This is a genomic window from Rhabdonatronobacter sediminivivens, assembly GCF_013415485.1.
Taxonomy (GTDB): domain Bacteria; phylum Pseudomonadota; class Alphaproteobacteria; order Rhodobacterales; family Rhodobacteraceae; genus Rhabdonatronobacter; species Rhabdonatronobacter sediminivivens.
Genome location: NZ_JACBXS010000005.1, coordinates 22,238 through 44,542, shown reverse-complemented (window position 1 = coordinate 44,542; position 22,305 = coordinate 22,238). Strand labels below are relative to the sequence as shown.

General features: G+C 67.5%; 24 protein-coding genes. 15 read left to right on the top strand and 9 right to left on the bottom strand.

The genetic code is table 11. The annotated features are described in order from the left end of the window. Positions 1 to 22: 22 nt before the first annotated feature. A complete protein-coding gene (locus tag HUK65_RS03405) occupies positions 23 to 841 on the bottom strand; it encodes a class I SAM-dependent methyltransferase (protein WP_179904731.1) in 819 nt (272 codons plus the stop codon). Positions 842 to 998: 157 nt separating this feature from the next. On the opposite strand from HUK65_RS03405, the gene HUK65_RS03400 reads away from it, so the two are divergent. Further along, complete coding sequence (locus tag HUK65_RS03400; protein ID WP_179904730.1) at positions 999 to 2,240, top strand: MFS transporter; 1,242 nt, start codon at positions 999 to 1,001, stop codon at positions 2,238 to 2,240. A 105-nt stretch (positions 2,241 to 2,345) separates the two neighbouring features. Then, positions 2,346 to 3,401, top strand: a complete 1,056-nt coding sequence (locus tag HUK65_RS03395; protein ID WP_179904729.1) for a GlxA family transcriptional regulator — start codon at positions 2,346 to 2,348, stop codon at positions 3,399 to 3,401. A 21-nt stretch (positions 3,402 to 3,422) separates the two neighbouring features. Here HUK65_RS03395 and HUK65_RS03390 read toward each other — a convergent pair whose 3' ends face one another. Next, the gene (locus tag HUK65_RS03390; RefSeq protein ID WP_179904822.1) at positions 3,423 to 4,589 is read right to left on the bottom strand and encodes a M20 aminoacylase family protein; all 1,167 of its coding nucleotides are present in this window, start codon (positions 4,587 to 4,589) and stop codon (positions 3,423 to 3,425) included. A 66-nt stretch (positions 4,590 to 4,655) separates the two neighbouring features. On the opposite strand from HUK65_RS03390, the gene mazG reads away from it, so the two are divergent. From mazG to kynU, 4 genes are all read left to right on the top strand, one after another. Further along, positions 4,656 to 5,468, top strand: coding sequence for a nucleoside triphosphate pyrophosphohydrolase (mazG, locus tag HUK65_RS03385; RefSeq protein ID WP_179904728.1), 813 nt, complete (start codon positions 4,656 to 4,658; stop codon positions 5,466 to 5,468). Then, positions 5,465 to 6,100, top strand: a complete 636-nt coding sequence (locus HUK65_RS03380; protein WP_179904727.1) for a DUF1638 domain-containing protein — start codon at positions 5,465 to 5,467, stop codon at positions 6,098 to 6,100. The genes mazG and HUK65_RS03380 overlap by 4 nt, the downstream gene beginning before the upstream one ends. A gap of 157 nt (positions 6,101 to 6,257) precedes the next feature. Further along, positions 6,258 to 7,004: a hypothetical protein gene (locus HUK65_RS03375; RefSeq protein ID WP_179904726.1), complete on the top strand. Its 747-nt coding sequence runs from the start codon at positions 6,258 to 6,260 to the stop codon at positions 7,002 to 7,004. A 34-nt stretch (positions 7,005 to 7,038) separates the two neighbouring features. Next, on the top strand, positions 7,039 to 8,235 hold the full coding sequence (gene kynU / locus HUK65_RS03370; protein WP_179904725.1) for a kynureninase: 1,197 nt from the start codon (positions 7,039 to 7,041) through the stop codon (positions 8,233 to 8,235). A 3-nt stretch (positions 8,236 to 8,238) separates the two neighbouring features. On the opposite strand, the gene hisN is transcribed toward kynU, so the two are convergent. Next, on the bottom strand, positions 8,239 to 9,057 hold the full coding sequence (gene hisN, locus HUK65_RS03365) for a histidinol-phosphatase (protein WP_179904724.1): 819 nt from the start codon (positions 9,055 to 9,057) through the stop codon (positions 8,239 to 8,241). A gap of 88 nt (positions 9,058 to 9,145) precedes the next feature. Beyond that, positions 9,146 to 9,514 (bottom strand): helix-turn-helix domain-containing protein, encoded by a 369-nt coding sequence (locus HUK65_RS03360; protein WP_179904723.1) that lies wholly within the window; start codon positions 9,512 to 9,514, stop codon positions 9,146 to 9,148. A 445-nt stretch (positions 9,515 to 9,959) separates the two neighbouring features. On the opposite strand from HUK65_RS03360, the gene HUK65_RS03355 reads away from it, so the two are divergent. From HUK65_RS03355 to HUK65_RS03340, 4 genes are all read left to right on the top strand, one after another. After that, the gene (locus HUK65_RS03355) at positions 9,960 to 10,925 is read left to right on the top strand and encodes an NADPH:quinone oxidoreductase family protein (RefSeq protein ID WP_179904722.1); all 966 of its coding nucleotides are present in this window, start codon (positions 9,960 to 9,962) and stop codon (positions 10,923 to 10,925) included. Between the two features lie 156 nt (positions 10,926 to 11,081). Further along, positions 11,082 to 11,864 carry a Bax inhibitor-1/YccA family protein gene (locus HUK65_RS03350; RefSeq protein WP_179904721.1) on the top strand — a complete coding sequence of 261 codons (783 nt, stop codon included), beginning with the start codon at positions 11,082 to 11,084 and terminating at the stop codon, positions 11,862 to 11,864. Between the two features lie 237 nt (positions 11,865 to 12,101). Continuing rightward, positions 12,102 to 13,022 carry a hypothetical protein gene (locus HUK65_RS03345; RefSeq protein WP_179904720.1) on the top strand — a complete coding sequence of 307 codons (921 nt, stop codon included), beginning with the start codon at positions 12,102 to 12,104 and terminating at the stop codon, positions 13,020 to 13,022. 10 nt (positions 13,023 to 13,032) lie between these two features. After that, complete coding sequence (locus tag HUK65_RS03340) at positions 13,033 to 14,415, top strand: surface lipoprotein assembly modifier (protein WP_179904719.1); 1,383 nt, start codon at positions 13,033 to 13,035, stop codon at positions 14,413 to 14,415. Between the two features lie 191 nt (positions 14,416 to 14,606). Here HUK65_RS03340 and rpmG read toward each other — a convergent pair whose 3' ends face one another. The 5 genes from rpmG to HUK65_RS03315 form a co-directional block, all read right to left on the bottom strand. Further along, complete coding sequence (gene rpmG / locus HUK65_RS03335; RefSeq protein WP_005856346.1) at positions 14,607 to 14,774, bottom strand: 50S ribosomal protein L33; 168 nt, start codon at positions 14,772 to 14,774, stop codon at positions 14,607 to 14,609. Positions 14,775 to 14,972: 198 nt separating this feature from the next. Further along, on the bottom strand, positions 14,973 to 15,500 hold the full coding sequence (locus HUK65_RS03330) for a periplasmic heavy metal sensor (RefSeq protein ID WP_179904718.1): 528 nt from the start codon (positions 15,498 to 15,500) through the stop codon (positions 14,973 to 14,975). After that, complete coding sequence (locus HUK65_RS03325; protein WP_179904717.1) at positions 15,497 to 15,883, bottom strand: hypothetical protein; 387 nt, start codon at positions 15,881 to 15,883, stop codon at positions 15,497 to 15,499. Before HUK65_RS03325 ends, HUK65_RS03330 begins: the two co-directional genes overlap by 4 nt. After that, positions 15,870 to 16,478, bottom strand: coding sequence for an RNA polymerase sigma factor (locus HUK65_RS03320; protein WP_179904716.1), 609 nt, complete (start codon positions 16,476 to 16,478; stop codon positions 15,870 to 15,872). Before HUK65_RS03320 ends, HUK65_RS03325 begins: the two co-directional genes overlap by 14 nt. Positions 16,479 to 16,544: 66 nt before the next feature. Beyond that, positions 16,545 to 17,153 carry an EF-hand domain-containing protein gene (locus tag HUK65_RS03315; RefSeq protein ID WP_179904715.1) on the bottom strand — a complete coding sequence of 203 codons (609 nt, stop codon included), beginning with the start codon at positions 17,151 to 17,153 and terminating at the stop codon, positions 16,545 to 16,547. A gap of 172 nt (positions 17,154 to 17,325) precedes the next feature. On the opposite strand from HUK65_RS03315, the gene HUK65_RS03310 reads away from it, so the two are divergent. The 5 genes from HUK65_RS03310 to HUK65_RS03290 all read left to right on the top strand — a co-directional run bounded on the left by HUK65_RS03310 (position 17,326) and on the right by HUK65_RS03290 (position 22,282). Continuing rightward, a complete protein-coding gene (locus HUK65_RS03310; protein ID WP_179904714.1) occupies positions 17,326 to 17,730 on the top strand; it encodes a DUF983 domain-containing protein in 405 nt (134 codons plus the stop codon). Then, on the top strand, positions 17,727 to 18,413 hold the full coding sequence (locus HUK65_RS03305; RefSeq protein WP_407692409.1) for an NUDIX hydrolase: 687 nt from the start codon (positions 17,727 to 17,729) through the stop codon (positions 18,411 to 18,413). Before HUK65_RS03310 ends, HUK65_RS03305 begins: the two co-directional genes overlap by 4 nt. Positions 18,414 to 18,508: 95 nt before the next feature. After that, positions 18,509 to 19,639: a heme A synthase gene (gene ctaA / locus HUK65_RS03300; protein ID WP_179904713.1), complete on the top strand. Its 1,131-nt coding sequence runs from the start codon at positions 18,509 to 18,511 to the stop codon at positions 19,637 to 19,639. An 88-nt stretch (positions 19,640 to 19,727) separates the two neighbouring features. Then, on the top strand, positions 19,728 to 20,726 hold the full coding sequence (locus tag HUK65_RS03295; protein ID WP_179904712.1) for a homocysteine S-methyltransferase family protein: 999 nt from the start codon (positions 19,728 to 19,730) through the stop codon (positions 20,724 to 20,726). Positions 20,727 to 20,812: 86 nt separating this feature from the next. Beyond that, positions 20,813 to 22,282 (top strand): carboxypeptidase M32, encoded by a 1,470-nt coding sequence (locus tag HUK65_RS03290; protein ID WP_179904711.1) that lies wholly within the window; start codon positions 20,813 to 20,815, stop codon positions 22,280 to 22,282. Positions 22,283 to 22,305 lie beyond the last annotated feature (23 nt).

The following is a 22,305-nucleotide window of genomic DNA, read 5'->3' as shown; positions in this document are numbered from 1 at the left end:
GGGGGTAAAGCCGGGACCGGGCTCAGGCGCGGGTGGCGATGGTCAGCATGTAATCCGTCTGCATCCGTATGGTGCCATCCGAGGCCCGGTCATGCGCGGAAATCGCCGCAGCCAGATCCGCCTTCAAACCCGCGGTGCCTTCAGGGCCGACCACCTGCAGGGCCCGTATGGTCGGGCCGAAATACGTGGAAAACACGCTGATCGCATGATCGAGCGACCGGAAGAAAGCATAGCCGGTGCCGCGCTGGAAACGCAGCTCGCGGACACCATCGCCCAGCAGGTCGCGCACCCCGGCCTCGGTCCCCCAGACCAGCGGTGAGGGGGCGCCCTCGGGCGGGAGCGCGTGGCGGGCGTGGGCGCCGAAGAAATCCCGGCCGAAGCCTTCGGGCATCCAGTTTGCCAGCACAAGCCGCCCGCCGGAGCGGGTGACGCGCAGGGCCTCGGATGCGGCGCGGCGCTGATCGGGGGCGAACATGATCCCGAAGGCCGAGGTCACCAGATCGAAGGTGCCATCCTCGAACGCCAGGTTCTGCGCATCACCGGTACGGAAATCGATGTCGCTGCCTTCGGCCGCGGCGCGCCTGCGCGCGGTTTCGACAAGGTTTGCGGCAATGTCGATACCGGCGACAGTGCAATACCGGCGCGCGGCGATCAGTGCGATGTTGCCGCTGCCACAGGCAATGTCCAGGACCCGCGCGCCGGGGCGCGGGTCAGCGATGCGGACCAGGTCATCGGCAATCATCATCGTCTGGCGTGCGATCACGTTGAAATCGCCACTGGACCAGAGCGCGCGCCCGGCCTGTGTCATCTCCCGGAACTGCTCCTGCGAAACGTCCGCCATGGGTCTCCTCCTCCGCCGCACGTGAAAAGGCGCTATCATAGCATATCTGGGGGGTGTTGTGCGCCTGGCCGCTCCCGCGCGCGGCGCAGGGCGCATGGCGGCAGTTGACCCGGGCGCGGATTTGCTCAAATCACGTGTCATTCGCTCCGGAGGCCCCATGCAGCAGTCGCGCGCGCCCCTGATGACCCCCGTGCTGATCGGCGGCTGTGTCATCATCATGATCAGCTTTGCCATCCGTGCGAGTTTCGGCGTATTCCAGATCCCCATCGCCGAGGAATTCGGCTGGCTGCGGGCCGAGTTCTCCTTGGCCATCGCCATTCAGAACCTGGCCTGGGGAATCGGGCAGCCGATCTTCGGCGCGATTGCCGAGCGTTTCGGCGACCGCCGGGCCATTGTGCTGGGGGCGCTGGTCTATGCGGCTGGGCTGATTCTGTCAGCCTTTGCCGTCACGCCCGGGGCGCATCAGCTGCTGGAAATCCTTGTGGGATTCGGCATTGCGGGCACTGGCTTCGGCGTGATCCTCGCGGTGGTGGGGCGCACGGCATCGGACGAGAATCGCAGCCTTGCGCTGGGCATCGCCACGGCAGCGGGCAGCGCGGGCCAGGTGTTTGGCGCGCCGGTGGCGGAAATCCTGCTGGGGGTCTACAGCTGGCAGGTGGTGTTCATGATCTTTGCCGCGGCGGTGCTGCTGTCGCTGCTGGCGCTGCCGATGATGCGCAGCCCCGCCCCCGCCAGCCGCGGAGAGATCGAGCAAAGCATGGGCGCGGCGCTGAAACAGGCGTTCCGCGATCCCAGCTTCACGCTGATCTTTCTGGGCTTTTTTTCCTGCGGATACCAACTGGCGTTTGTCACGGCGCATTTCCCCGCGATGGTGACGGAAATGTGCGGCCCCATCGCGCCCGACGGCATGCTGGCGGGGTTCGGGATCACCACCACCTCGGCGCTGGGGGCGGTCGCGATCTCGCTCATCGGGCTGGCCAATATCGGCGGCACCATCACCGCGGCCTGGCTGGGCAAACGGTATTCGAAGAAATACCTTCTGGCATCGATCTACATGGCGCGCACGGTGGTGGCGGCGGCCTTCATCCTGGCGCCCATCACGCCGGGGTCGGTGCTGTTGTTCTCACTGCTGATGGGCGCGCTGTGGCTGGCGACGGTGCCGCTGACCTCGGGGTTGATCGCGCATATCTACAGGCTGCGTTACATGGGAACGCTCTATGGCATTGTCTTCTTCAGCCATCAGTTGGGCAGCTTTCTGGGCGTCTGGCTGGGGGGCGCGCTGCATGACATGTATGGCGACTACACGCTGGTCTGGTGGGTCGGTGTCGGCGTTGGGCTGTTTTCGGCCATCGTGCATCTGCCGGTGCGGGAGCGCGCGATGAACCTGCGCCCGGCCTGAGCGGGGCGCTTCCCGCGGGCGTGACGGCGCGGCGTCCGGTTGCGCTTGAACGTGCCCGGAAAAGCTGATTTTGTCCATCGGTCAAGACGCGCTTGCAGGCCCAGCATGACCAGACCTTCCACCCGACGCCCCCTGCCCGACCGCCGCGAGGACGCCGGCGCCCGGCAGTTTGTTTTCCTGCTGCTGGACCGGTTTTCGATGCTGGCCTTTGCCTCGGCGTTGGAGCCGCTGCGCCTGGCCAATCGCGCTGCGGGGCGCACGCTCTACACATGGCGGCTGGTGGGCGAATCGGGCGGCTTTGCCGAATGTTCCAACCGCACCCGCTTTGCGCTCGATCAGGGGCTGCAAGATGTGGACCATGACAGCATCATCGTTGTCTGCGGCGGGATCGATATCCAGCGCGCCACAACGCCCGCGATCATCAACTGGCTGCGCCGCCAGGCCCGGCACGGGGTCAGCATGGCGGGTATCTGCACCGGGGCCCATGCGCTGGCGCGCGCGGGGCTGCTGGACGGGCGTGAAGCGACCATCCATTGGGAAAACCATGACGGCTTTGCCGAGGAATTCGACGAGGTCGCCCTGAACAAGACCGTCTTTGTGATCGATGGCAACCGCATGACCAGCGCGGGGGGGACGGCCTCGCTGGACCTGATCCTGACCCTGATCGCCGATCACCATGGCAAGGACCTGGCAAACAGCGTGGCGGATCAGTTGATCTATTCGGCCATCCGCACCAACCGTGACACGCAGCGGCTGTCCATCCCCACGCGCATCGGCGTGCGCCACCCCAAGCTGGGCCGCGTGATCGAGATCATGGAATCCCATATCGAAGACCCGATCAGCCCCGCCGATCTGGCGCTGCAGGTCGGCATGTCCACCCGGCAACTGGAGCGCCTGTTCCGCCGCTATCTGAACCGCAGCCCCAAGCGGTATTACATGGAGTTGCGGCTGGCCCGCGCGCGCAATCTGCTGATGCAGACGGATATGAGCGTGATCAATGTGGCGCTGGCCTCGGGCTTCACCTCGCCGTCACATTTTTCCAAATGCTACCGCGCGCAATACAACACTACCCCCTACCGAGAGCGCGGCACCCACGATAGCAGCGCCGGAACCACCGCCCCCGGCGCCGGGCGCAGCCGCAAACCCGCGCCCGAGAACTGAGGCCCCGCGGCAGGCGCCGCCTCAGCCCCCTGCGCGGGGCTGCAGGGTCTCCACCATGCGCGCGAACCAGCTGGCCCCATAGGGCGTGGCATCATCATTGAAGTCGAATTTCGGGTGATGCACCGGCGGGCCGTCGCCTTGGCCCAGGAACAGATAGCTGCCGGGGCGCTTTTGCAGCATGTAGGAAAAATCCTCGGCCCCCATCACCGGTTCACAGGCATCGCTGTCGCCGCTGACGGCGCGGCCGGTGGCCAGCGCATGGGCGGTTGCATCGGGGTCGTTGACGGTGGCGGGGTAGCCGCGTTCATACTCCACATGCGCCTCTACCCCCATGGCGGCGGCAATGCCGGTGATGATCTCCTGCGCGCGGCGTTCGACCATGTCCTGCACGGCCGGGTCATAGGTGCGCACGGTGGCGCGGAACCAGCCGGTTTCGGGGATGATGTTGTCGGCACCATCGGCCCCGGCCTCCATCTGCGTGACCGACAGCACCAGCGCATCCGTCCCCTTGCGGTTGCGGCTGGCGATGGTCTGCAGCGCGCCGACCATGGCGACGATGGCCGCCACCGGATCGGCGCAATCTTCGGGGTGGGCGCCGTGCCCGCCGCGTCCGGTGATGCGCACGGTCAGCGTGTCCACCGCCGCCAGCATCGGCCCCGCGCAACCCATGAAGCGGCCCACCGGCGCCCCGGAAAAGGTGTGCAGCGCGTAGACCTGCGCAATGTCGAAACGCTCGATCATGCCTTCGTCGCACATGACGCCGGCACCGCCGCCGTCTTCCTCGGCCGGCTGGAAGATCAGGGCCACGCGGCCCGCGAAATTGCGCGTTTCGGCCAGGTAGCGCGCGGCGCCCAGCAGCATGGTGGTATGGCCGTCATGGCCGCAGGCATGCATCTTGCCCGGCACGGTCGAGGCATGGGGCGCGCCCGTGGCCTCGTGGATCGGCAGGGCGTCCATATCGGCGCGCAGCCCGATGGTGGGGCCATCCCCCTGCCCGTTGATGATCGCCACCAGCCCCGAGGTGGCGATCCCCTCGTGCAGCTCATCCACGCCAAATTCGCGCAGGAGCTCGGCCACGAAGGCCGCCGTCTGGTGGCAGTCAAAGGCCAGTTCCGGGTGCTGATGCAGGTGGCGGCGCCATTCGGCCATCTGGGGGGCAAATTCGGCAATGCGGTTGATCACGGGCATGGTGGACTCCGGGGCGGGCATGAAGGATACGGGGGGCAGTGTTGGACCTATCCGGGGGCAAGTTCAATGGAGGATGCAGGGATTTTCGCCGCCGACCCCATGACCCGGCTGCGCGCCATCATGCGCGCCCTGCGGGACCCGGAAACCGGCTGCCCCTGGGATATCGAACAGGATTTCGCCTCGATCGCGCCCTACACGATCGAGGAAGCCTACGAGGTCGCCGACGCGATCGAGCGCCAGGACTGGCCGGAGCTGCGCGCCGAGCTGGGCGATCTGCTGCTGCAGGTGGTCTATCATGCCCAGATGGCCGAGGACGCCGGGCATTTCGGCTTTGACGAGATCGCCCGCGGGATCGGTGACAAGATGGTTGCGCGCCACCCGCATGTGTTCGGCACCGAATCGCGCGACAAGAGCGCGGCGCAGCAGACCCGCGACTGGGAGCGGGTGAAGGAAACCGAGCGCGCCCGGCGCGGGGCGGGCGGCGTGCTGGATGATGTGGCGCTGGGCCTTCCGGCGCTGATGCGGGCGGTGAAGCTGCAGAAACGCGCGGCGCGGGTGGGGTTTGACTGGCCCGATGCGGGCCAGGTGCTGGACAAGATCGCCGAGGAAACGCGCGAGCTGGTCGAGGCGCGCGACAGCCTGCCCGCCGAGAAGGTGGCCGAGGAATTCGGCGATCTGCTGTTCGTCATGGCCAATCTGGCGCGGCATCTGGATGTGGACCCCGAAGCGGCCCTGCGCGGGGCCAATGCCAAGTTCACCCGCCGCTTCCGGTTCATCGAAGCGGCGCTGGCGGACGCGGGACGTCGCCCGCAGGACAGCGATCTGGCCGAAATGGATGCATTGTGGAATGCGGCGAAGGCTGCGGAGCGCAAGGCATGAGCATTGACGACAAGGTGCTGACGGAAACCGGGCTGGACGCGCGCGCGGGCGGGCGGGTTCTGCTGCTGGCCTGCGGCGCGCTGGCGCGCGAGATCCTGGCGCTGAAGGCCGCAAATGGCTGGGATCATATGGACCTGCATTGCCTGCCTGCGAACCTGCATCTGTGGCCGGAGCGCATCCCCGATGCCGTCGAGGCGGCGGTGGCGCGGTTCCGTGACCGCTATGCCCGCATTTTCGTCGTCTATGCCGATTGCGGCACCGGCGGGCTGTTGCAGGCCCGCTGCGCGGCGCTGGGGGTGGACATGGTGGCGGGGCCGCATTGCTATGCCTTCTTCGAGGGGGTGGAGCGGTTTGACGCCCATGCGGACTCGGAGATCACTGCCTTCTATCTGACCGATTTCCTGGTGCGGCAGTTCGATGCCTTTGTCTGGAAAGCCATGGGTTTCGACCGCCATCCCGAGCTGATCCCGATGATGTTCGGCAATTATGAAAAGCTGGTCTATCTGGCCCAGACCGATGATCCGGATCTGGACCGCCGCGCGCATGATTGCGCCGCGCGGCTGGGGCTGGCCTATGAGAGGCGCCTCACCGGATATGGCGATCTGGCAGGCGCACTGGCGGCGCAGGCCTGAGCGGGACCTGTGGCGGCGATAAAGCGCCCCCGAGCCGCGCCCACCCACCCACCCAACGCGCGCCTCGGGGGCGCTGCCCATGCAAAGGGCATGGGCAGGGGGAACCCTGGCGGCGGGTGCGTGTTGGCGATAAGCATGTGGCAGAAGGATGATGGCGATGATCTCTATGGCGTCCCTGCGCGCGGCACTAGTGCTGCTGGTGATACTGGCCTTCGTGGTCTCGCCCTATCTGACCGACGGGTTCAGCGGGTTCGACCCGGACCTGTTCCCCAACCCGCAGCGCAATCCGCCGGTGCAGCCTGCGGGCTATGCCTTTGGCATCTGGGGGTTGATCTATCTGTGGCTGATTGCGCTGGCGGTGACCGGCTTGCTGGCGCGGCGCGCGGACCCGGCATGGGACGCGCCGCGCGCAGCGTTGATCATCAGCCTGGGCGTGGGCAGCGGCTGGATCGCGGTGGCGAACGCATCGGCGGTCTGGGCCACGGTGCTGATCTGGATCATGCTGGCCGGTGCATTGGCCGCGCTGTGGCGGGTGCCGCAGGGCGACGGACTGGCGCGCTGGCTGGGCGCGGCGCCGGTGGCCATCTATGCGGGCTGGCTGACGGCGGCCAGCTGCGTCTCGGTTGGGTTGATGCTGGCGGGCTTTGGCGTGACCGGCCCGGTGGCAGCGGCGCTGCTGTCTCTGGCGCTGGCGCTGGCCATCGGGGTGGGCGTGCAGTTGCGGCTGGGACGCTCGGCGCTGTATGGGCTGACGGTGATCTGGGCCTTGGTGGGTGTGCTGGTGGCGAACCTGGGTGACACGCCTGTGGTCGCCCTGGCGGCGGGGGCGGGAACTCTGGCCATGGGCTGGGCCATCTGGCGCGCGGCACTGCCGGGGGGTTCCCTTGCCGGGGCGCGGTGGTAAAACGGCCGCATACCCCTTGTGCGGAGCCCAGCCCATGCCCACCGATTTTGATGCCACCCGCGCCCTGTTCGACCTGCCCGAGGGCGTGATCTATCTGGACGGCAACTCGCTTGGTCCGCTGCCCCGTGCCGCAAGCGCCCGTGTGGGCCAGGTGATGACCCAGGAATGGGGCAAGATGGTCATCACAGGCTGGAATCGCGCCGGGTGGATGGAGATGCCCAGCCGGATCGGCGACCGGATCGGGCAGCTGATCGGGGCCGAACCGGGGCATGTGGTGCTGGGCGACACGCTGTCGATCAAGGTCTATCAGGCGCTGGCCTCGGCGCTGGAGATGATGCCCGGGCGCCGCGTGATCCTGTCGGATACCGGCAACTTTCCCACCGACCTCTATATGGCCGAGGGGCTGTGCCGCACCCTGGGCGATGGATATGAGCTGCGCACCGTCCCGCCCGCCGATGTGGAAGAGGCCATTGACGGCTCGGTCGCGGTGCTGATGCTGACCGAGGTGGATTACCGCACGGGCCGGCGCCATGACATGGCCGCGCTGACCCGGCGCGCCCATGCCGCGGGGGCGCTGGTGGTCTGGGACCTGGCCCATTCCGCCGGGGCCTTTGCGGTGGATGTGGCAGGAACGGGCGCCGATTTCGCCGTGGGCTGCACCTACAAGTATCTGAACGCGGGCCCCGGCGGCCCGGCCTTCATCTATGTCGCCCCCCGCCATGCCGAGACCGCGCGCCCGGCCCTTTCGGGCTGGCTGGGGCATGAGGAACCCTTTGCCTTCGATCTGACCTATCGCCCGGCGCGCGGGGTGGAGCGGATGCGCGTGGGCACCCCGCCGGTGCTGCAGATGGCCGCGCTGGAGGCCGCTCTGGACGTATGGGACCATGTGGACATGGGCGAAGTGCGCGCGCGTTCGCTGGAGCTGCAGGACCGTTTCATCAGCGGCGTCGAGGCCGCCTGCCCCGATCTGGAGCTGGCCACCCCGCGCGACCCCGCAGAGCGCGGCAGCCAGGTCAGTTTCCGCCACCCTGAGGGGTATGCCATCATGCAGGCGCTGATCGCGCGCGGGGTGATCGGCGATTTTCGCGCGCCGGATATCCTGCGCTTCGGCTTCACGCCGCTCTATCTGCGCGCGCAGGATGTTGACGCGGCCATTGCGCATCTGGCCGCGGTGATGGACGGGCGCGAATGGGACCGGCCCGACTACCGCACCCGCGCCCGCGTGACCTGAGGTTCAGGCGTTCAGCAGCGCCATGGCCTCGGCGTGCAACTCGGGGCTGGAGGCCGCCAGCACCTGCCCCCCGGGAGCCGCATCGCCGCCCTGCCAATCGGTAACGATCCCTCCGGCGGCATGGATCACCGCCATGGGTGCGGCCACGTCATAGGGTTTCAGCCCGGCCTCGATCACCAGATCGATCTGCCCGGCGGCCAGCAGGGCATAGGCGTAGCAATCGGTGCCATAGCGGGTCAGCCGGGCCTGTGCGGCGACGCGGGCAAAGGCGGCGCCCTCGGCGGGGGTGCCGACCTCGGGGAAGGTGGAAAACAGCACCGCATCGGCCAGGGCGCGCGCGGGGCGGCAGCGCAGGGGCGCGGTGCCCATGGGGCCGGAGACCTGCGCCTGCCCCAGCCCGCCGATGAAACGCTCGCCGATATAGGGCTGGTCGATCACCCCCAGAAACGGCCCTTCGGCATCTGCCAGCGCGACCAGCACGCCCCAGGTTGGCGTGCCGCTCATGTAACCACGGGTGCCGTCGATGGGGTCGATGATCCAGGTCAGACCCGAGGTGCCGGAGGTCGGGGCAAATTCCTCGCCCAGGATGCCGTCTTCGGGGCGGGTGGCGGCCAGATGATCGCGGATCGCCGATTCTGCCGCGCGATCGGCGGCGGTCACAGGGTCGAACCGGCCCTGCGGATCGGCCTTGTCGTCGATACTGAGTGCCGAGGTGCGGAAATACTGCAAGGTCGGAGCCCGCGCCGCATCGGCCAGCGCCCCGGCAAGGTCGATCAACTGGCGGCGGATGGGCTCGGAAAGGTCATGGCGGGACAGGGGCATCCGGGACTCCGGTTACGGCAGGGAAAGCTCCCCCGCTGCCTAGCCGATCCGTCGCGCCACCGGAAGCCCCCGAAGCCGCATCCGGGCGTCAGGCCGCGTCAGTGCTGCCCAGCACCCGCGCCAGGTCCACCAGACGGCGACGCTGATGCTCGGGGATGGCATAGAACGCCCGGACCAGTTCCATGGCCTCCTTGCTTTCCAGCGCGATGCCGGCTGCGTTGGTCTTGCTGTGATCGCTCACCTCCAGACCATCGAAGAAAAAGGAGATCGGCACGCTCATGGCGTTGGAGATGTCCCAGAGCCGCGACGCGGACACGCGGTTGGTCCCGGTCTCGTATTTCTGGATCTGCTGAAACTTGATCCCGACAGCATCGGCAAGCTGCTGCTGGGTCATTCCCAGAACCCAGCGCTGCTGGCGGATACGCTTGCCAACGTGAATATCAACGGGATGCTTCATAACCTACCTCACCTTACCCTGCAACACATGCGCAGACACTGTACCGGCGCCGATTGGCGGTCATTGCCCACGAAACGGGAGCCACCATACCCAGCGCCATTGGGGCCCATGCAGCAGCATCGCCCAGTCGACTACACGGCCGACCGCATCGCCCCATCACTTCTCCAGCAATTTCCGTGCCAAAAGTAATTCGCCTCAACCGCTCTCCTGCACGTCAAGAAACCAAATTCCTGCGTTTACTGCAAGAATTTGCCATATTGACGTTACGGAACCCTGCGCCAAACCATGCACCAGGCCGCGCCTGCCCGCGAAGCCCTTTGCATTTTGCAAATACCGCCCCCCCCTGCACCGCATTTCGCTGCAAAATGCAATTGCGCCCCGCTCCGACTTGCCGAGCCACCCCCCTCGGCCCTAAACACATCTCCCGCCCCGAACGGAGAGACCGATGCGCGCCCTTGTCCTGTCCAGCCATGACACCACCCCGGAGCTTGATCAGGTTGCCCTGCCCCAGCCCGCCGCGCAGGAGGTGCGCATCCGCGTGGCCGCCTGCGGCCTGAACTTCGCCGATCTGCTGATGATCCGGGGCACCTATCAGGACACCCCTGCCCTGCCCTTTGTGCCGGGAATGGAGGTCGCCGGGGTAATCGATGCCTGCGGGCCGGATGTCACCGGCCTGGCCCCTGGCGCGCGGGTGGCCGCCTTTACCGGCGCGGGCGGATTGGCCGAATACGTAACCTGCCCCGCGGCCCATTGCCTGCCCCTGCCCGATGCCATGCCCATGGAGCAGGCCGCGGGGTTCCAGATTGCCTATGGCACCTCGCATCTGGCGCTGGATCACAAGGCCCGGCTGCAACCGGGCGAAACACTGCTGGTGCTGGGGGCTGCCGGGGGCGTGGGGCTGACGGCCGTGGAGATCGGCGCACAGATGGGCGCGCGGGTCATCGCCGTCGCCCGCGGGGCCGACCGTCTGGCCATCGCCCGCGCCGCCGGGGCCGAAATCACACTGGACAGCGACGGCCTTGATCTGCGCGCCGCCTGCCGGGAACTGGGCGGTGTCGATGTGGTCTATGACGCCATCGGCGAGCCGCTGGCCACACCGGCGCTGCGCGGGCTCAACCCCGAGGGCCGCTTCCTGACCATCGGTTTCGCCGGCGGTCAGGTGCCGCAATTTCCCGGCAACCTGCTGCTGGTCAAGAACATCTCGGTCCTGGGGCTGTATTGGGGCGGGTATCTGCGCTTTGCCCCGCAGGTGCTGACCGACAGCCTGCGCACCCTACTGGACTGGTATGCGGGGGGCCGGATCTCGCCCCATATCGGCGCGATCCTGCCGTTCGATCAGGTCGCCGAGGGGCTGGAGCTGCTGCGCAACCGCAAGGCCACAGGCAAGGTCGTCATCCGCATTGCGCCCTGATCACGCCCGCGAACGGGACATGAACCGGGCATCCGGTCAAGTTCACGGCGTTTTATGTAGCGCAGGTGCCGGATTTCCTTGAAACCTGCGGGAACACCAACAATATTACGTGCAACGGGGCGCTGACCCTGACACCGGAATTTACGGAGGATGCGAATGGCTGAATATCAAACGATGCGGACGGGTGCCGCCGGCGCACGCTCTGCCGCGATCGACGCGGGGCTGCGCGCCCACATGAACAAGGTCTACGGCACCATGTCCGTGGGCATGCTGATCACCGGCCTTGCAGCCTGGGCGATCGCCGGGCTGGCAACCACATCGGATCCGTCCATGGCGGCGGCTCAGCTTCCCAACGGAACCTACCTGAACGGACTGGGCGCGGCGATCTATGCCTCGCCGCTGCGCTGGGTGATCATGTTCGCACCGCTGGCCTTCATCCTGTTCGGCTGGGGCGCGCTGATGCGCAAGGCGTCGGCCGCCGGGGTGCAACTGGGCTTCTTCATCTTCGCCACCGCCATCGGCCTGTCGCTCAGCTCGATCTTCCTGGTGTTCACCTCCTACTCCATCGCCCAGACCTTCCTGGTGACCGCGATTGCGTTTGGCGGGCTCAGCCTCTGGGGCTACACCACGCAGCGGGACCTGTCGGGGATGGGCACCTTCCTGATCATGGGTGTCATCGGCCTGATCGTGGCGATCGTGATCAACATCTTCCTGCAGTCGCCCGCCATGATGTTCGCCATCTCGGCCATCGGCGTGCTGGTCTTTGCTGGCCTGACCGCCTTCTACACCCAGCAGATCAAGAGCGACTATGTCGCCCATGCTGCCGCGGGCGATCAGGAATGGCTGGACAAGGCCGCCATCGACGGCGCGCTCAGCCTCTACATCAGCTTCCTGAACATGTTCCAGTTCCTGCTGATGTTCCTGGGCCAGCAGGAATAACCCTGCCCCACAGCGGAATGACCACGCAGGGTCGGCGCCAGGCGCCGACCCTTTTTGTTTGTCCCGGAGGTCCGCCCCTGCGTCCGCCCGAAACGCCACCCGCGTGGAAACAGCCAGCGCTGTTGCAGATTTACCCCAGCCTTGGCCCCGGCGCCGAAGTGCCAGCTATCCAAACGTATCTCAATCGCGTAGAAATGAGGAACAAAAACGAGGCCAGAGCAGAAACGGTCGGACAAAATGAACAGATTTGCGATTACACTTCTGTGCTGCGCAGCCCTTGCGGCATGTGGCAGCAAAACCAGCGATACAGGCACCGGAGACAACGCAGCGCGGCCCATTGGCGGCGGCGGCGGCCTGAACCCGGCGCCTCCCGCGGATGACGACACCGGCGATCGGAATGGAGCAACCGCCGAGGACCTCGTCCGGGTCGGCGGCGACGTCATCTTGATGACCTATGATCCCGAAACCGATACATTGAATGTGCAGGGGGATCCCTTCGACTTCATAGGTGATTTCACCCGCGACCAGGGGTCGGACCTGCCGGGATTTGCAGCTTACGTCAGCCCGGACTCCAACGTGGACGTCCCCGGTGATGCCAGCGCCCGGCAGTACCTCGCCTTCGTCGGCATTGATTCCGAAAACGCTGTAAGCGCCGCAGTTGTTGCGACAGGGGTGCGGCTCGGAACCGAGTTCGGCGGCACCTATGTCGGACGCGACTCGATCCCGGACCTTCCGGTCAATACCCAGATGACCCATCGCGGCTCCTATGCCGGTCTGTTGACAAGAGGATCAAGCGTCACGCGAACACGAGGGCGAACGGAACTTTACTTGGACTTCTACGATGATCGGAACGGCGACATCGAAGGCTTCATCGACCGGGTTGATGTCGAAACCGGTGTTCGCACGGGCGAACGGATTGTCTTGGTAATCACGGACATTGACGAATTTGGCAGCTTCGAGGGCAGCGCGGTTGGTGTACTCGACGGTCTCGATGATCGTGACGGCTTGGATATTCGCGAAAGTCAAGGCACTTACACCGGTTTGATCGCAGGAGATCATGCGGCGGCGACAGGCGGAACTCTCGTGCTGGAGTTGGACGACCCATCATTGCCGCGCGTCATCGAACGCGGCGCTTTCCTCGCTCGGCGCGTGGACTGACCTGCCCTCCATGACGTGCCACCGCCTACTCCTGCCTCTGTTCCTTCTGGCCCTGGCAGTGGCGCTACCGCTGCCCGGATCACAAGCGCGGGCAGAACCACAAGAGATCACCCTGGGCCGCGACCAGTCGCTGAACTTCGGCCGCCAGCTTCTGGCCCAGGGGCGCCCGGATGTCGCAATGGCGATGGCCCGGGCGCTTGTCGCGGTTGACCCGCAGGACCCCGAAGCGCTGGTCCTGCTGGCCGCCGCGCTGCAACAGCAGGGCGATTACCCGGAATCGCGCCAGCACGCCCGCGCCGCCTATGCCACGGCCTCGAACGACATGCTGCGGTTCGAAGCCGCCATGCTTTCCGGCCGCGCCGATTTCCACCACGGCGCCCATACCCGCGCGCAATGGTGGCTGCGCCGCGCCGCCCACACCGCCCCCGATGCCGAAACGCGCGAGATCGCCGAACGCAATTTTCTGCAGGTGCGCCGTGCCAACCCGCTGGAGTTGCACTTCAACCTTGGCGTCACCGGATCTTCGAACGTCAATGACGGCAGCAGCTCCGAAACGATCGAGATTTTCGGCCTGCCCTTCCGCCTGGACGGGACCGCGCGCGCGCTCTCGGGCACCGAAATCGGGGTGGACATGGGGCTGCGCTACCGGCTCAGGGCATCGCGGCAAAGCGCCACCTTTGCCCTTGCCGCGCTGAGCACCCGCAACTATCGCCTGTCCAGCAAGGCGCGCGAGATCGCCCCCGACGCCCGCAACCGTGACTTCGCCCGCCAGACCATCGAGATCGGCCTCGCGCATCGTTTTGCCCTGTCCGAAGATGGCGCCGTCTATGAGATCACCGGGCGGCTGGGCCGGACCTGGTATGGCGGCGACCTGCTCAGCAACTCGGCCCGGCTGCAACTGTCGCGCAGCACCATGATCACCCCGCAGACCAACCTGCGCCTGACCCTCAGCACGCAGCGGCAGAACCGGCTGGACAGCGCGGCGCGGTCATCGACCAGCTACGGGCTGCAGGCCGATGTGGCCCATGCCTTCGACAGCGGCGCACGGCTCTTCGCTGCGGCCTCCTGGCGTGAGACTCAGGCCCAGGCGACCAATGTCCAGAACACCGCGCATCGCGCGCAGGTGACCTATGTCATGGCCGAACCCGTCATGGGGGTGCGCCTGTCCTCGACTCTGGATATCGAACAGCGCCGCTTTCCGGAAAACATCCTGCAACCGGACGGGCGGCGGGATCTGACCGGGCGGATCGGCCTGTCGGCCAGTCTGGAAGAGGTCGAATACATGGGGTTCTCACCCAGCTTGAACCTGCAATTCTCGCGCACACGCTCGAATGTCAGCCTGCATGAGAGCGAGTCGCTGGACATGTTCCTGGGCGTCAACTCCCGCTTCTGATCAGCGCGCCCCGCCCGCCATCCCGGCGCCACGCAGCGCCCACGAGGCACGCGGGTGGGTGGGTGGGGCGTGGCTCGTGGGCGCTCTGCCCGGCCGAACCCTGGGGTGCCACTGCCCGACGCGCAAGCGCCATAACGACAAAGGCCGCCCATGGGGCGGCCTGCGTGTCAGTCCCTCGCCGCAACTGCGGCTTACTTGATCTTGCCTTCCTTGTATTCGACATGCTTGCGCGCAACGGGGTCGAACTTGCGGATGGTCATCTTCTCGGTCATGGTGCGGGCGTTTTTCTTGGTCACATAGAAGTGGCCGGTGCCCGCCGTCGAATTCAGACGGATCTTGATCGTCGTCGGTTTTGCCATTGGTCTGCCTCCTGATACGGGCGACGGCGGGACGCCCGCGCAAATCTCGTGGCGCCTTTTACCCTGTCACACCCCGGTGTCAACCGCCCAGCCCACGGCAGCAGGGCATCACGGGCGATTTCATGCAGCCTTCGCCCGCGATGAGGCGCAATTGCATCGGCAAGCCCGGGCGCGCGGTCGAATCAGAGGCCCGGGCGACTACCCGCCCCCGGGGCGCCCGCGCCAGCGGCTGCGACCCTCGGTCAGGCGTTCCTCCAGCCGATCAGCATAGGCCGCACGCGCGGCAGGGTCCATTTCGGCCAGTTGCGCCACCAGCAGCGCCGCCCCCGCCCGCCCGGCGGCGACCGCGCGCGCCTGCGGGGCCTCCAGCGCCGCGCGCAGGGCGGTCTGGTCCAGATCATCGGCGCGCAGCAGGGCCAGCACATCGGCCACCGGCGGGGTTGCCGGGGCCTCTTGCCGCGCGGTTTGCATATCGGCCCGCCAGGACTGGCGCAATGCGCGCCGCTCTGCATCCGGCAGGGCGGCAACGGCGTGGCGCAGACTCAGCCCCTGCGGCGCAGCACCGCGCTGCAGGTCCGGCGGCGGGGCATCGGCCGCGTGGCGCAGGGCCAGACCGCCCAGAACCCCGGCGACGCCCAGGTTCAGCGCCAGCGATACCGCCAGCAGCAGCTTCATCCAGCCCGGATTACGCGGTGGCGATGGTGGCGGTGACGGCGGCGGGGTCATGGCAGATCTCCGAAATCAGGGGTCAGTTCGGCCAGCAGCAGCTCCAGTTCCGCGTCAGGCCCGGCGCTGCCCCAGAGCAACGCCTCTACCTGCCCCAGAGGCCCCGGCGCGGCAAAGCCCAGCCACAGCCCGCACAGCGCCACCCCCGCCATCCCCAGCCCCCCGGCCAGAGGGCGGCGCGGGGCCAGCGGCACAAGGGCGGCGGACAGCCGGGCCAGGACCCCGGCGCGCGGCTGACCCGCGCCAATGCGCCCCTGCTGCACGGCCGCGGCATCCGCCATGACCCGCGCCATCAATTCGTCCGAAGGCGCCGGGGCCTTGGCACGGGCGGCGGCGAAATACGGGGCCAGCGTGTCGGCGGGATCCTGTTCAGGTGTCTTCATCGTCATCATACCCCAATTCCGGGCGCTTTCCGGCCAGCCGGGCCTGCAGCGCGCGTTTGCCCCTTGCCAGCAGACTTTCGACCGCCTCGACCCCGGTGTCCATGATCTGCGCAATCTCCGGGTTGGCCAGACCCTCGATGTGACGCAGGATGACCGCCTGCCGCTGGCGTTCGGGCAGGCTGGCCAATGCGGCTTCCAATGCGGCGGCGCGGGTGGCGTCCATGATCTGCGCGGCGGCACTGGAGCCGGGGTCCGGCGGGTCGGCCGCAGCCTCCAGCGGCAAATGCCGACGCCGGGCGCGGCGGCGCAGCCGGTCGGTGCACAGATTGGCCGCCACCCGATACACCCATGTCGCAGGTTTCGCCGCGCCATCGGCCTGCCACTGCGGGGCCTGGCGCCACAGGCGCAACATGGCCTCCTGGGTAACATCCTCGGCCTCGGCGCGGTCGCCGCCCAGCATGCGCGTGGCAAAGCGCAGCACCATCGGCGCCAGGCGTTCGGCCAGCAACCGGGCGGCGGCGGCATCGCCGCGGGCGTAGCGCGCCAGCAATGCGGCATCCGGCTCGGCGCCGGTTGATGTGGTCAACGGGTCCATGCCGCCCCTGCGCTAGGTCAGGCCGCGCCGAAGCGCAAGCGCACATCCGCGCGGCCATGCCAAGGGTCAGTCTGCGGCGCCGTCGCGCCCGGCGCCACGCCGGGCCGCGCGTTCGGCCATGCGTTCCACCGCCGCGTCATATTCGGCGGGCGAGATCACCCCGTCACCATCCGAATCGATCCGGTCGAACATCCGCTCATTGGCGCGCGCAGGATCGCGCGAACCCTCGGACCGGTGCCAGCCGCGGCGCGGCATCTGCCCGGCACGCTCACCACGGGTTCCGCCTTCGGCACGGGCCGCGCGCCGGGTCTCCATCTGCGCGCGCTGATCGGCCATCCAGCTTTCCAGCCCTGCGCGCAGGGCCTCGGCATCCAGCGTGCCGTCTTCGGCCTCCTGCATCAGGTGATCAACCATGGCGTCCAGCCGCGCGTCGCGGGCGCGCTCCATCCGTGCCGCGCGGTTTTCCTGACGCTCGGCCATGCGGCTTTCGATGAACTCGCCGAATTCCGCGCGGCTGATGACACCGTCGCCTGCGGCATCGAGCTCTTCGAAGGCGGGCCAGTCGGCGCCCGATTGCCAGCCATGGCTGCGGGCCTCGGCCATGGCCGTGCCCAGCCCCAGCGCCAGAGCGCCAAGCGCCAGCATCCGAAACGCGCGGGTGTTGGAGGTGATCATCGCAGCTTCCTTTCCGTAGGGTCTGCCCGGCGCGCTTTTGCGCCGGGTTATTGGGACACACGCCCCGCCCCCCCGGTTCCGTCGCGCCCTGGCCGTTCACGAAAGCGCGCGCCTGCCACCCTGACATTTGCCACGCCGCATGCTACATCCCTGACCAAACACAGGAGCCGACATGAGCCTTGCCGAATCCCCTGCCCCGCAGCCCGAAGACGACCGCCCCGTATGGCCCGCGATCCGCCGCGGCATGGCGCTGCGTTGCCCCGCCTGTGGCGAAGGGGCGATGCTGCACCGTTACCTGAAGGTCCGGGACAATTGCCCCCATTGCCATGAGGAACTCCACCACCAGCGCGCCGATGACGGCCCCGCCTATCTGACGCTGACCGTCACCGGCAAGGTGGCGGTCTCGCTCATGGTGTGGCTGCTGTTCACCTATGATCCGAACCCGGTGCTGCTCTTTGCCTTCATCGCAACCCTGGTGGTGGCGATGTCGCTTTACCTGCTGCCGCGTTTCAAGGGGATGATGGTGGCGATCCAGTGGTCCCGCCGGATGCACGGCTTCGGAGGCAGCAACAGGTGAGCACGGCCCCCGCCATCGACAAGACCGCCATCCGCCATGCCGCCACGATCATGCTGGTGCGTGACCATGCCGATGGCCCGCAGGTGCTGATGGGCCAGCGCGGGGCCAGCGCGGCCTTCATGCCGGACAAGTTCGTCTTTCCCGGCGGCGCCGTGGACCCTGATGACGCACAGGTGCCGCTGGGCACCGACCTGTCGCCGCTCTGCACCGCGCGGCTGGAGGCCGAAGGCGGCATGCGCGCCGCCACCCTGGCCGCCGCCGCCATCCGCGAGTTGTGGGAGGAAACCGGCCTGATGCTGGGCACGCCCGGGGTCTGGCCCGGCCCCCCGCACCCGGACTGGGCACAGTTCGCCGCGCGCGGAATGCTGCCCGCCGCCGATGCGCTGACATTCGTGTTTCGCGCCATCACGCCGCCGGGCCGCCCGCGCCGTTTCGATGCGCGCTTCTTTCTGGCCGATGCCACGCGGGTGCAGGGCGATCCGACCGATTTCTCCGCCGCCTGCGAGGAGCTGAGCCATCTGCAATGGGTGCCCTTTTCCACGGCGCGGCATCTGAACCTGCCCTTCATCACCGAAGTTGTCCTGGCCGAGGCCGAGGCCTGCCTGCGCGATGGCGGCAAGCCGGACTCGGTCCCTTTCTTCGACAATGCGCAGGAGCGTTCGGAGTTCCGGCGCATTGCCTGAGACGCCGCGCCGCGCCGGGCGCTCTTGAAGCCCCCGCAGCCGCGGTCTAGCTATCGCCGCACAAAGGCGCATCGCCGCTTACGGAGCCTGACACCATGCCACAGAACAAGCGCTCGATCTTCGAGGAGGTCGCCAGCCCCACAGCCGCGAAACCGTCCCCCGCCGCCCCGGCCCGGTCGCGCGCGCGCGCCATGATCCGCGGCTGGCTGGTGGTGCTGTTTGCACTGGTGGCGGTGATGATCGTTGTGGGCGGCATGACGCGGCTGACGGACTCCGGCCTGTCGATCACCGAATGGCGCCCGGTCACCGGCGCGCTCCCGCCGCTGAACGAGGCCATGTGGCAGGAGGAATTCGAGAAATACCGCCAGATCGATCAATACGCGCTGATGAACCGCGGCATGACCATGGAGGAGTTCAAGATCATCTACTGGTGGGAATGGGGGCACCGGCAACTGGGGCGGCTGATCGGGCTGGTCTGGGGGTTGGGCTTTGCGTTCTTCTGGCTGACAAAACGCATCCCCAGCGGCTGGACCCCGCGCCTGCTGGCGCTGGGCGCGCTGGGGGGCGTTCAGGGAGCGATCGGATGGTGGATGGTGGCTTCGGGGCTGACCGAAGGCATGATCGCCGTGGCATCGTATCGGCTGGCAGTGCATCTGGGGCTGGCCTTTGTGATCCTGGGCATGATCGCCTGGTATGTGTTCGCGCTGGGCCGGTCCGAAGCTGACCTCATGCAGGCCCGCCGCGCGCGCGAGGGGCGGCTTTACTCCATGTCCACCGGGCTGATGCATTTCGCCTTTCTGCAGATCATCCTGGGCGCGCTGGTGGCAGGCATCCGCGCCGGCGCAGGCTATACCGACTGGCCGCTGATGCATGGCGTCTTCATCCCGCCCGAGCTGTTCGAGATGACCCCCCTGTGGGTCAATTTCTTCGAAAACCCGGCGACCACGCAATTCATCCACCGCAAGGCGGGGTATCTGCTGGCGCTCTTTGGCGTGATCGTCTGGCTGCGCGGGCGCCGCTCACCCCACCCGGCCACGCGGGCGGCCTTCAACACCATGTTCGCCGTTCTGGCCGCGCAGGTCGCCCTGGGCATCGCCACGGTGATGCAGGCCGCGCCCTGGCATCTGGCCATCGCCCATCAGGGCACGGCGATCATGCTGTTCGTGCTTATCATCCGCGCCCGGCATCTGGCGCAATACCCCCGCATGGCCAGCCTGCGCGGCTGAACGGGCGTCAGGGCAGCACCACCGGTTTTGACGCGGACCCGGCAACCGTGGTATCCTTCCGGCTTTCGTGAAAAACGGAGGGCTGACGATGGTGCATTCCCGACCGTTCGTTCCCGCGCAGGCAGGCCTTCAGTACCTGACCGAAGGCGGCACTGAGACCGAGATCATGTTTCGCTACGGCCACGAACTGCGTGATTTCGCCATGTTCGAACTGATGGACAACGCCGATGCGGTATCGCAGCTGCGCGGCATGTATCACAAGGTTCTGGACACGGCGGCCGCGCACGGCTTCGGCGCCATGCTGGCCGGCTTCGACTATCGCGCCAGCCCTGACTGGGGCGCCAAGCTGGGCTACAGTGCCGAAGCGCTGGCCGACATGCAGGCGCGCTGCATCGGTTTCCTGCGCGAGGTCTCGGCGCCCTATGCGGGTGAGCTGCCGCATATCGTCATCTGCGGAATCGTCGGCCCGCGCGGCGATGCCTATGCGCTGAACCAGGACATCACCGAAACCGCAGCCGAGGAGTACCACGCGATCCAGCTTGAAACCCTGCGCGCGCTTGGGGTCGATCTGGTCTGGGCCGCAACCTTCAACAACATCCCCGAGGCCGTGGGCGTCAGCCGCGCCGCCGCGCGGGCCGGATTGCCGCTGAACCTGCATTTCACCCTGACCGGCGATCACCGGCTGCGCTCGGGGCCGACGCTGCGCGAAGCGATCGAGGCCACCGATGCGCAAGCAGGCGCGGCGCGCCCGGACTCCTATGGCATCAACTGCTCCCATCCGCTGGAGTTCGAACCCGCGCTCGAACCCGGCGACTGGACACGGCGCCTGCGCGCATTTCGCCCCAATGCGGCCCGGATGGACAAGATCGCCCTGTGCAAGCTCAATCACATCGAAGAAGGCGACCCCGACGAACTGGCGGTGATGATGGGCGATCTGGCGCGCCGGTTTCCCCATGTCGATATCTGGGGCGGATGCTGCGGCACTTGGGACGGGCATCTGGCGCGGATAGCACAGGCCGTGCGGGCCGCCCGGGACGATGTCCCCCCGACGGCGCACAGCGTGTTTCCCGCCGCGCAACCGGGCTGAACCGGGGCGCTGGGCACCTTGCCGCGCGCCGCAACGCGCCCTAGGGTGCTGCCGAAAGTCTCGCTTTCTGGCAGGAAGGACCCTGGATGACCGCCTTCGAGAATCTGATGGCCCATGCGCGCGATACGGCGGCGCTGGACAATGTGATGACGCGCCTTGGCTGGGACCAGCGCACCATGATGCCCCATGGCGCCGCCCATCTGCGGTCCGAGGAACTGGCCGCGCTGGAAACCGTGCTGCACCAGCGCCGCACCGACCCGCGCATTGGTGAATGGCTGGAGGCGGCCGAGGCCCCGGACGACGCCGGCACCGCCGCCCTGCGTGAGCTGCGCCGCGCCTACGCCCGCAACACCCGCGTGCCGGACCGTCTGGCCGCCGAACTCGCCCGCGTCACCGCCATGGGCCAGGAAATCTGGGCCGAGGCGCGCCGCAACGATGACGTGGCCGCCTTCCTGCCCATCCTGCGCCAGGTCATCGCCCTGCGGCGCGAGGAAGCCGCCGCCATCGCCGATGGGGGGGATCTTTATGACGCGCTGATGCAGGATTACGAACCCGGCGCCTCGGGCGCTGAAACGGCCGCCATGTTCGACCGGATGCGCCCGCGCCTTGTGGCCCTGCGCGAAAAGATCTTGAACCGGCCCGCCCCCGAACCCCTGCGCGGCACCTTCCCCCAGGACGGCCAACTGCGTCTGGCCCGCAAACTGGCCGAGGCCTTCGGCTATGACTTCGCCCATGGCCGGCTGGACCTGACCGTGCATCCGTTCTGCGCCGGCCATGGCGAGGATGTCCGCATCACCACCCGCGTCGTTGAAACCGAACCCTTCAACTGCTTTTACTCCACCATCCATGAGGTCGGCCACGCCGCCTATGAACAGGGGGTGGACCCGGCCTATGCGCTCTCGCCGCTGGGGCGCGGGGTGTCCATGGGGGTGCATGAAAGCCAAAGCCGGATCTATGAAAACCAGCTTGGCCGCTCGCGGGCCTTCACCGGCTGGGTGTTCGATCAGATGCAGGCCGAATTCGGCCCGCTGAACCTGCAGGACGCCGAGGCCTTCCACGCCGCCGTCAACCGCGTGCACGCCGGATACATCCGCACCGAGGCTGACGAGATCCACTACAATCTGCACATCATGATGCGCTTCGACCTGGAACGCGATCTGCTGCGCGGCGAGATCGAGGCCGAAGACCTCGAAGACGCCTGGAACCTGCGGTTCGAGGCCGATTTCAGCGTGGCCGTGGACCGCCCCGCCAATGGGCTCTTGCAGGATGTCCACTGGTCGGCGGGGCTGTTCGGCTATTTCCCCACCTATACGCTGGGCAATGTCTACGCGGGCTGCCTGTTCAAGGCCCTCGCCGCCGAAATGCCGGATCTGGACGCAGGGCTGGCGCGCGGCGACCTCGGCACCCCCACCGCCTGGCTGCGCGAAAAGCTCCAGCGCCACGGCGCCCTGCGTGAGCCGCGCGCCACCATCGAAGCCGCCTGCGGCTTCACCCCGGACGAAGGCCCGCTGCTGGAGTATCTCGAGGCAAAATTCGGCGCGCTCTACGGGCTCTGAACGCCCCCCGGGCGCGCCCGGGA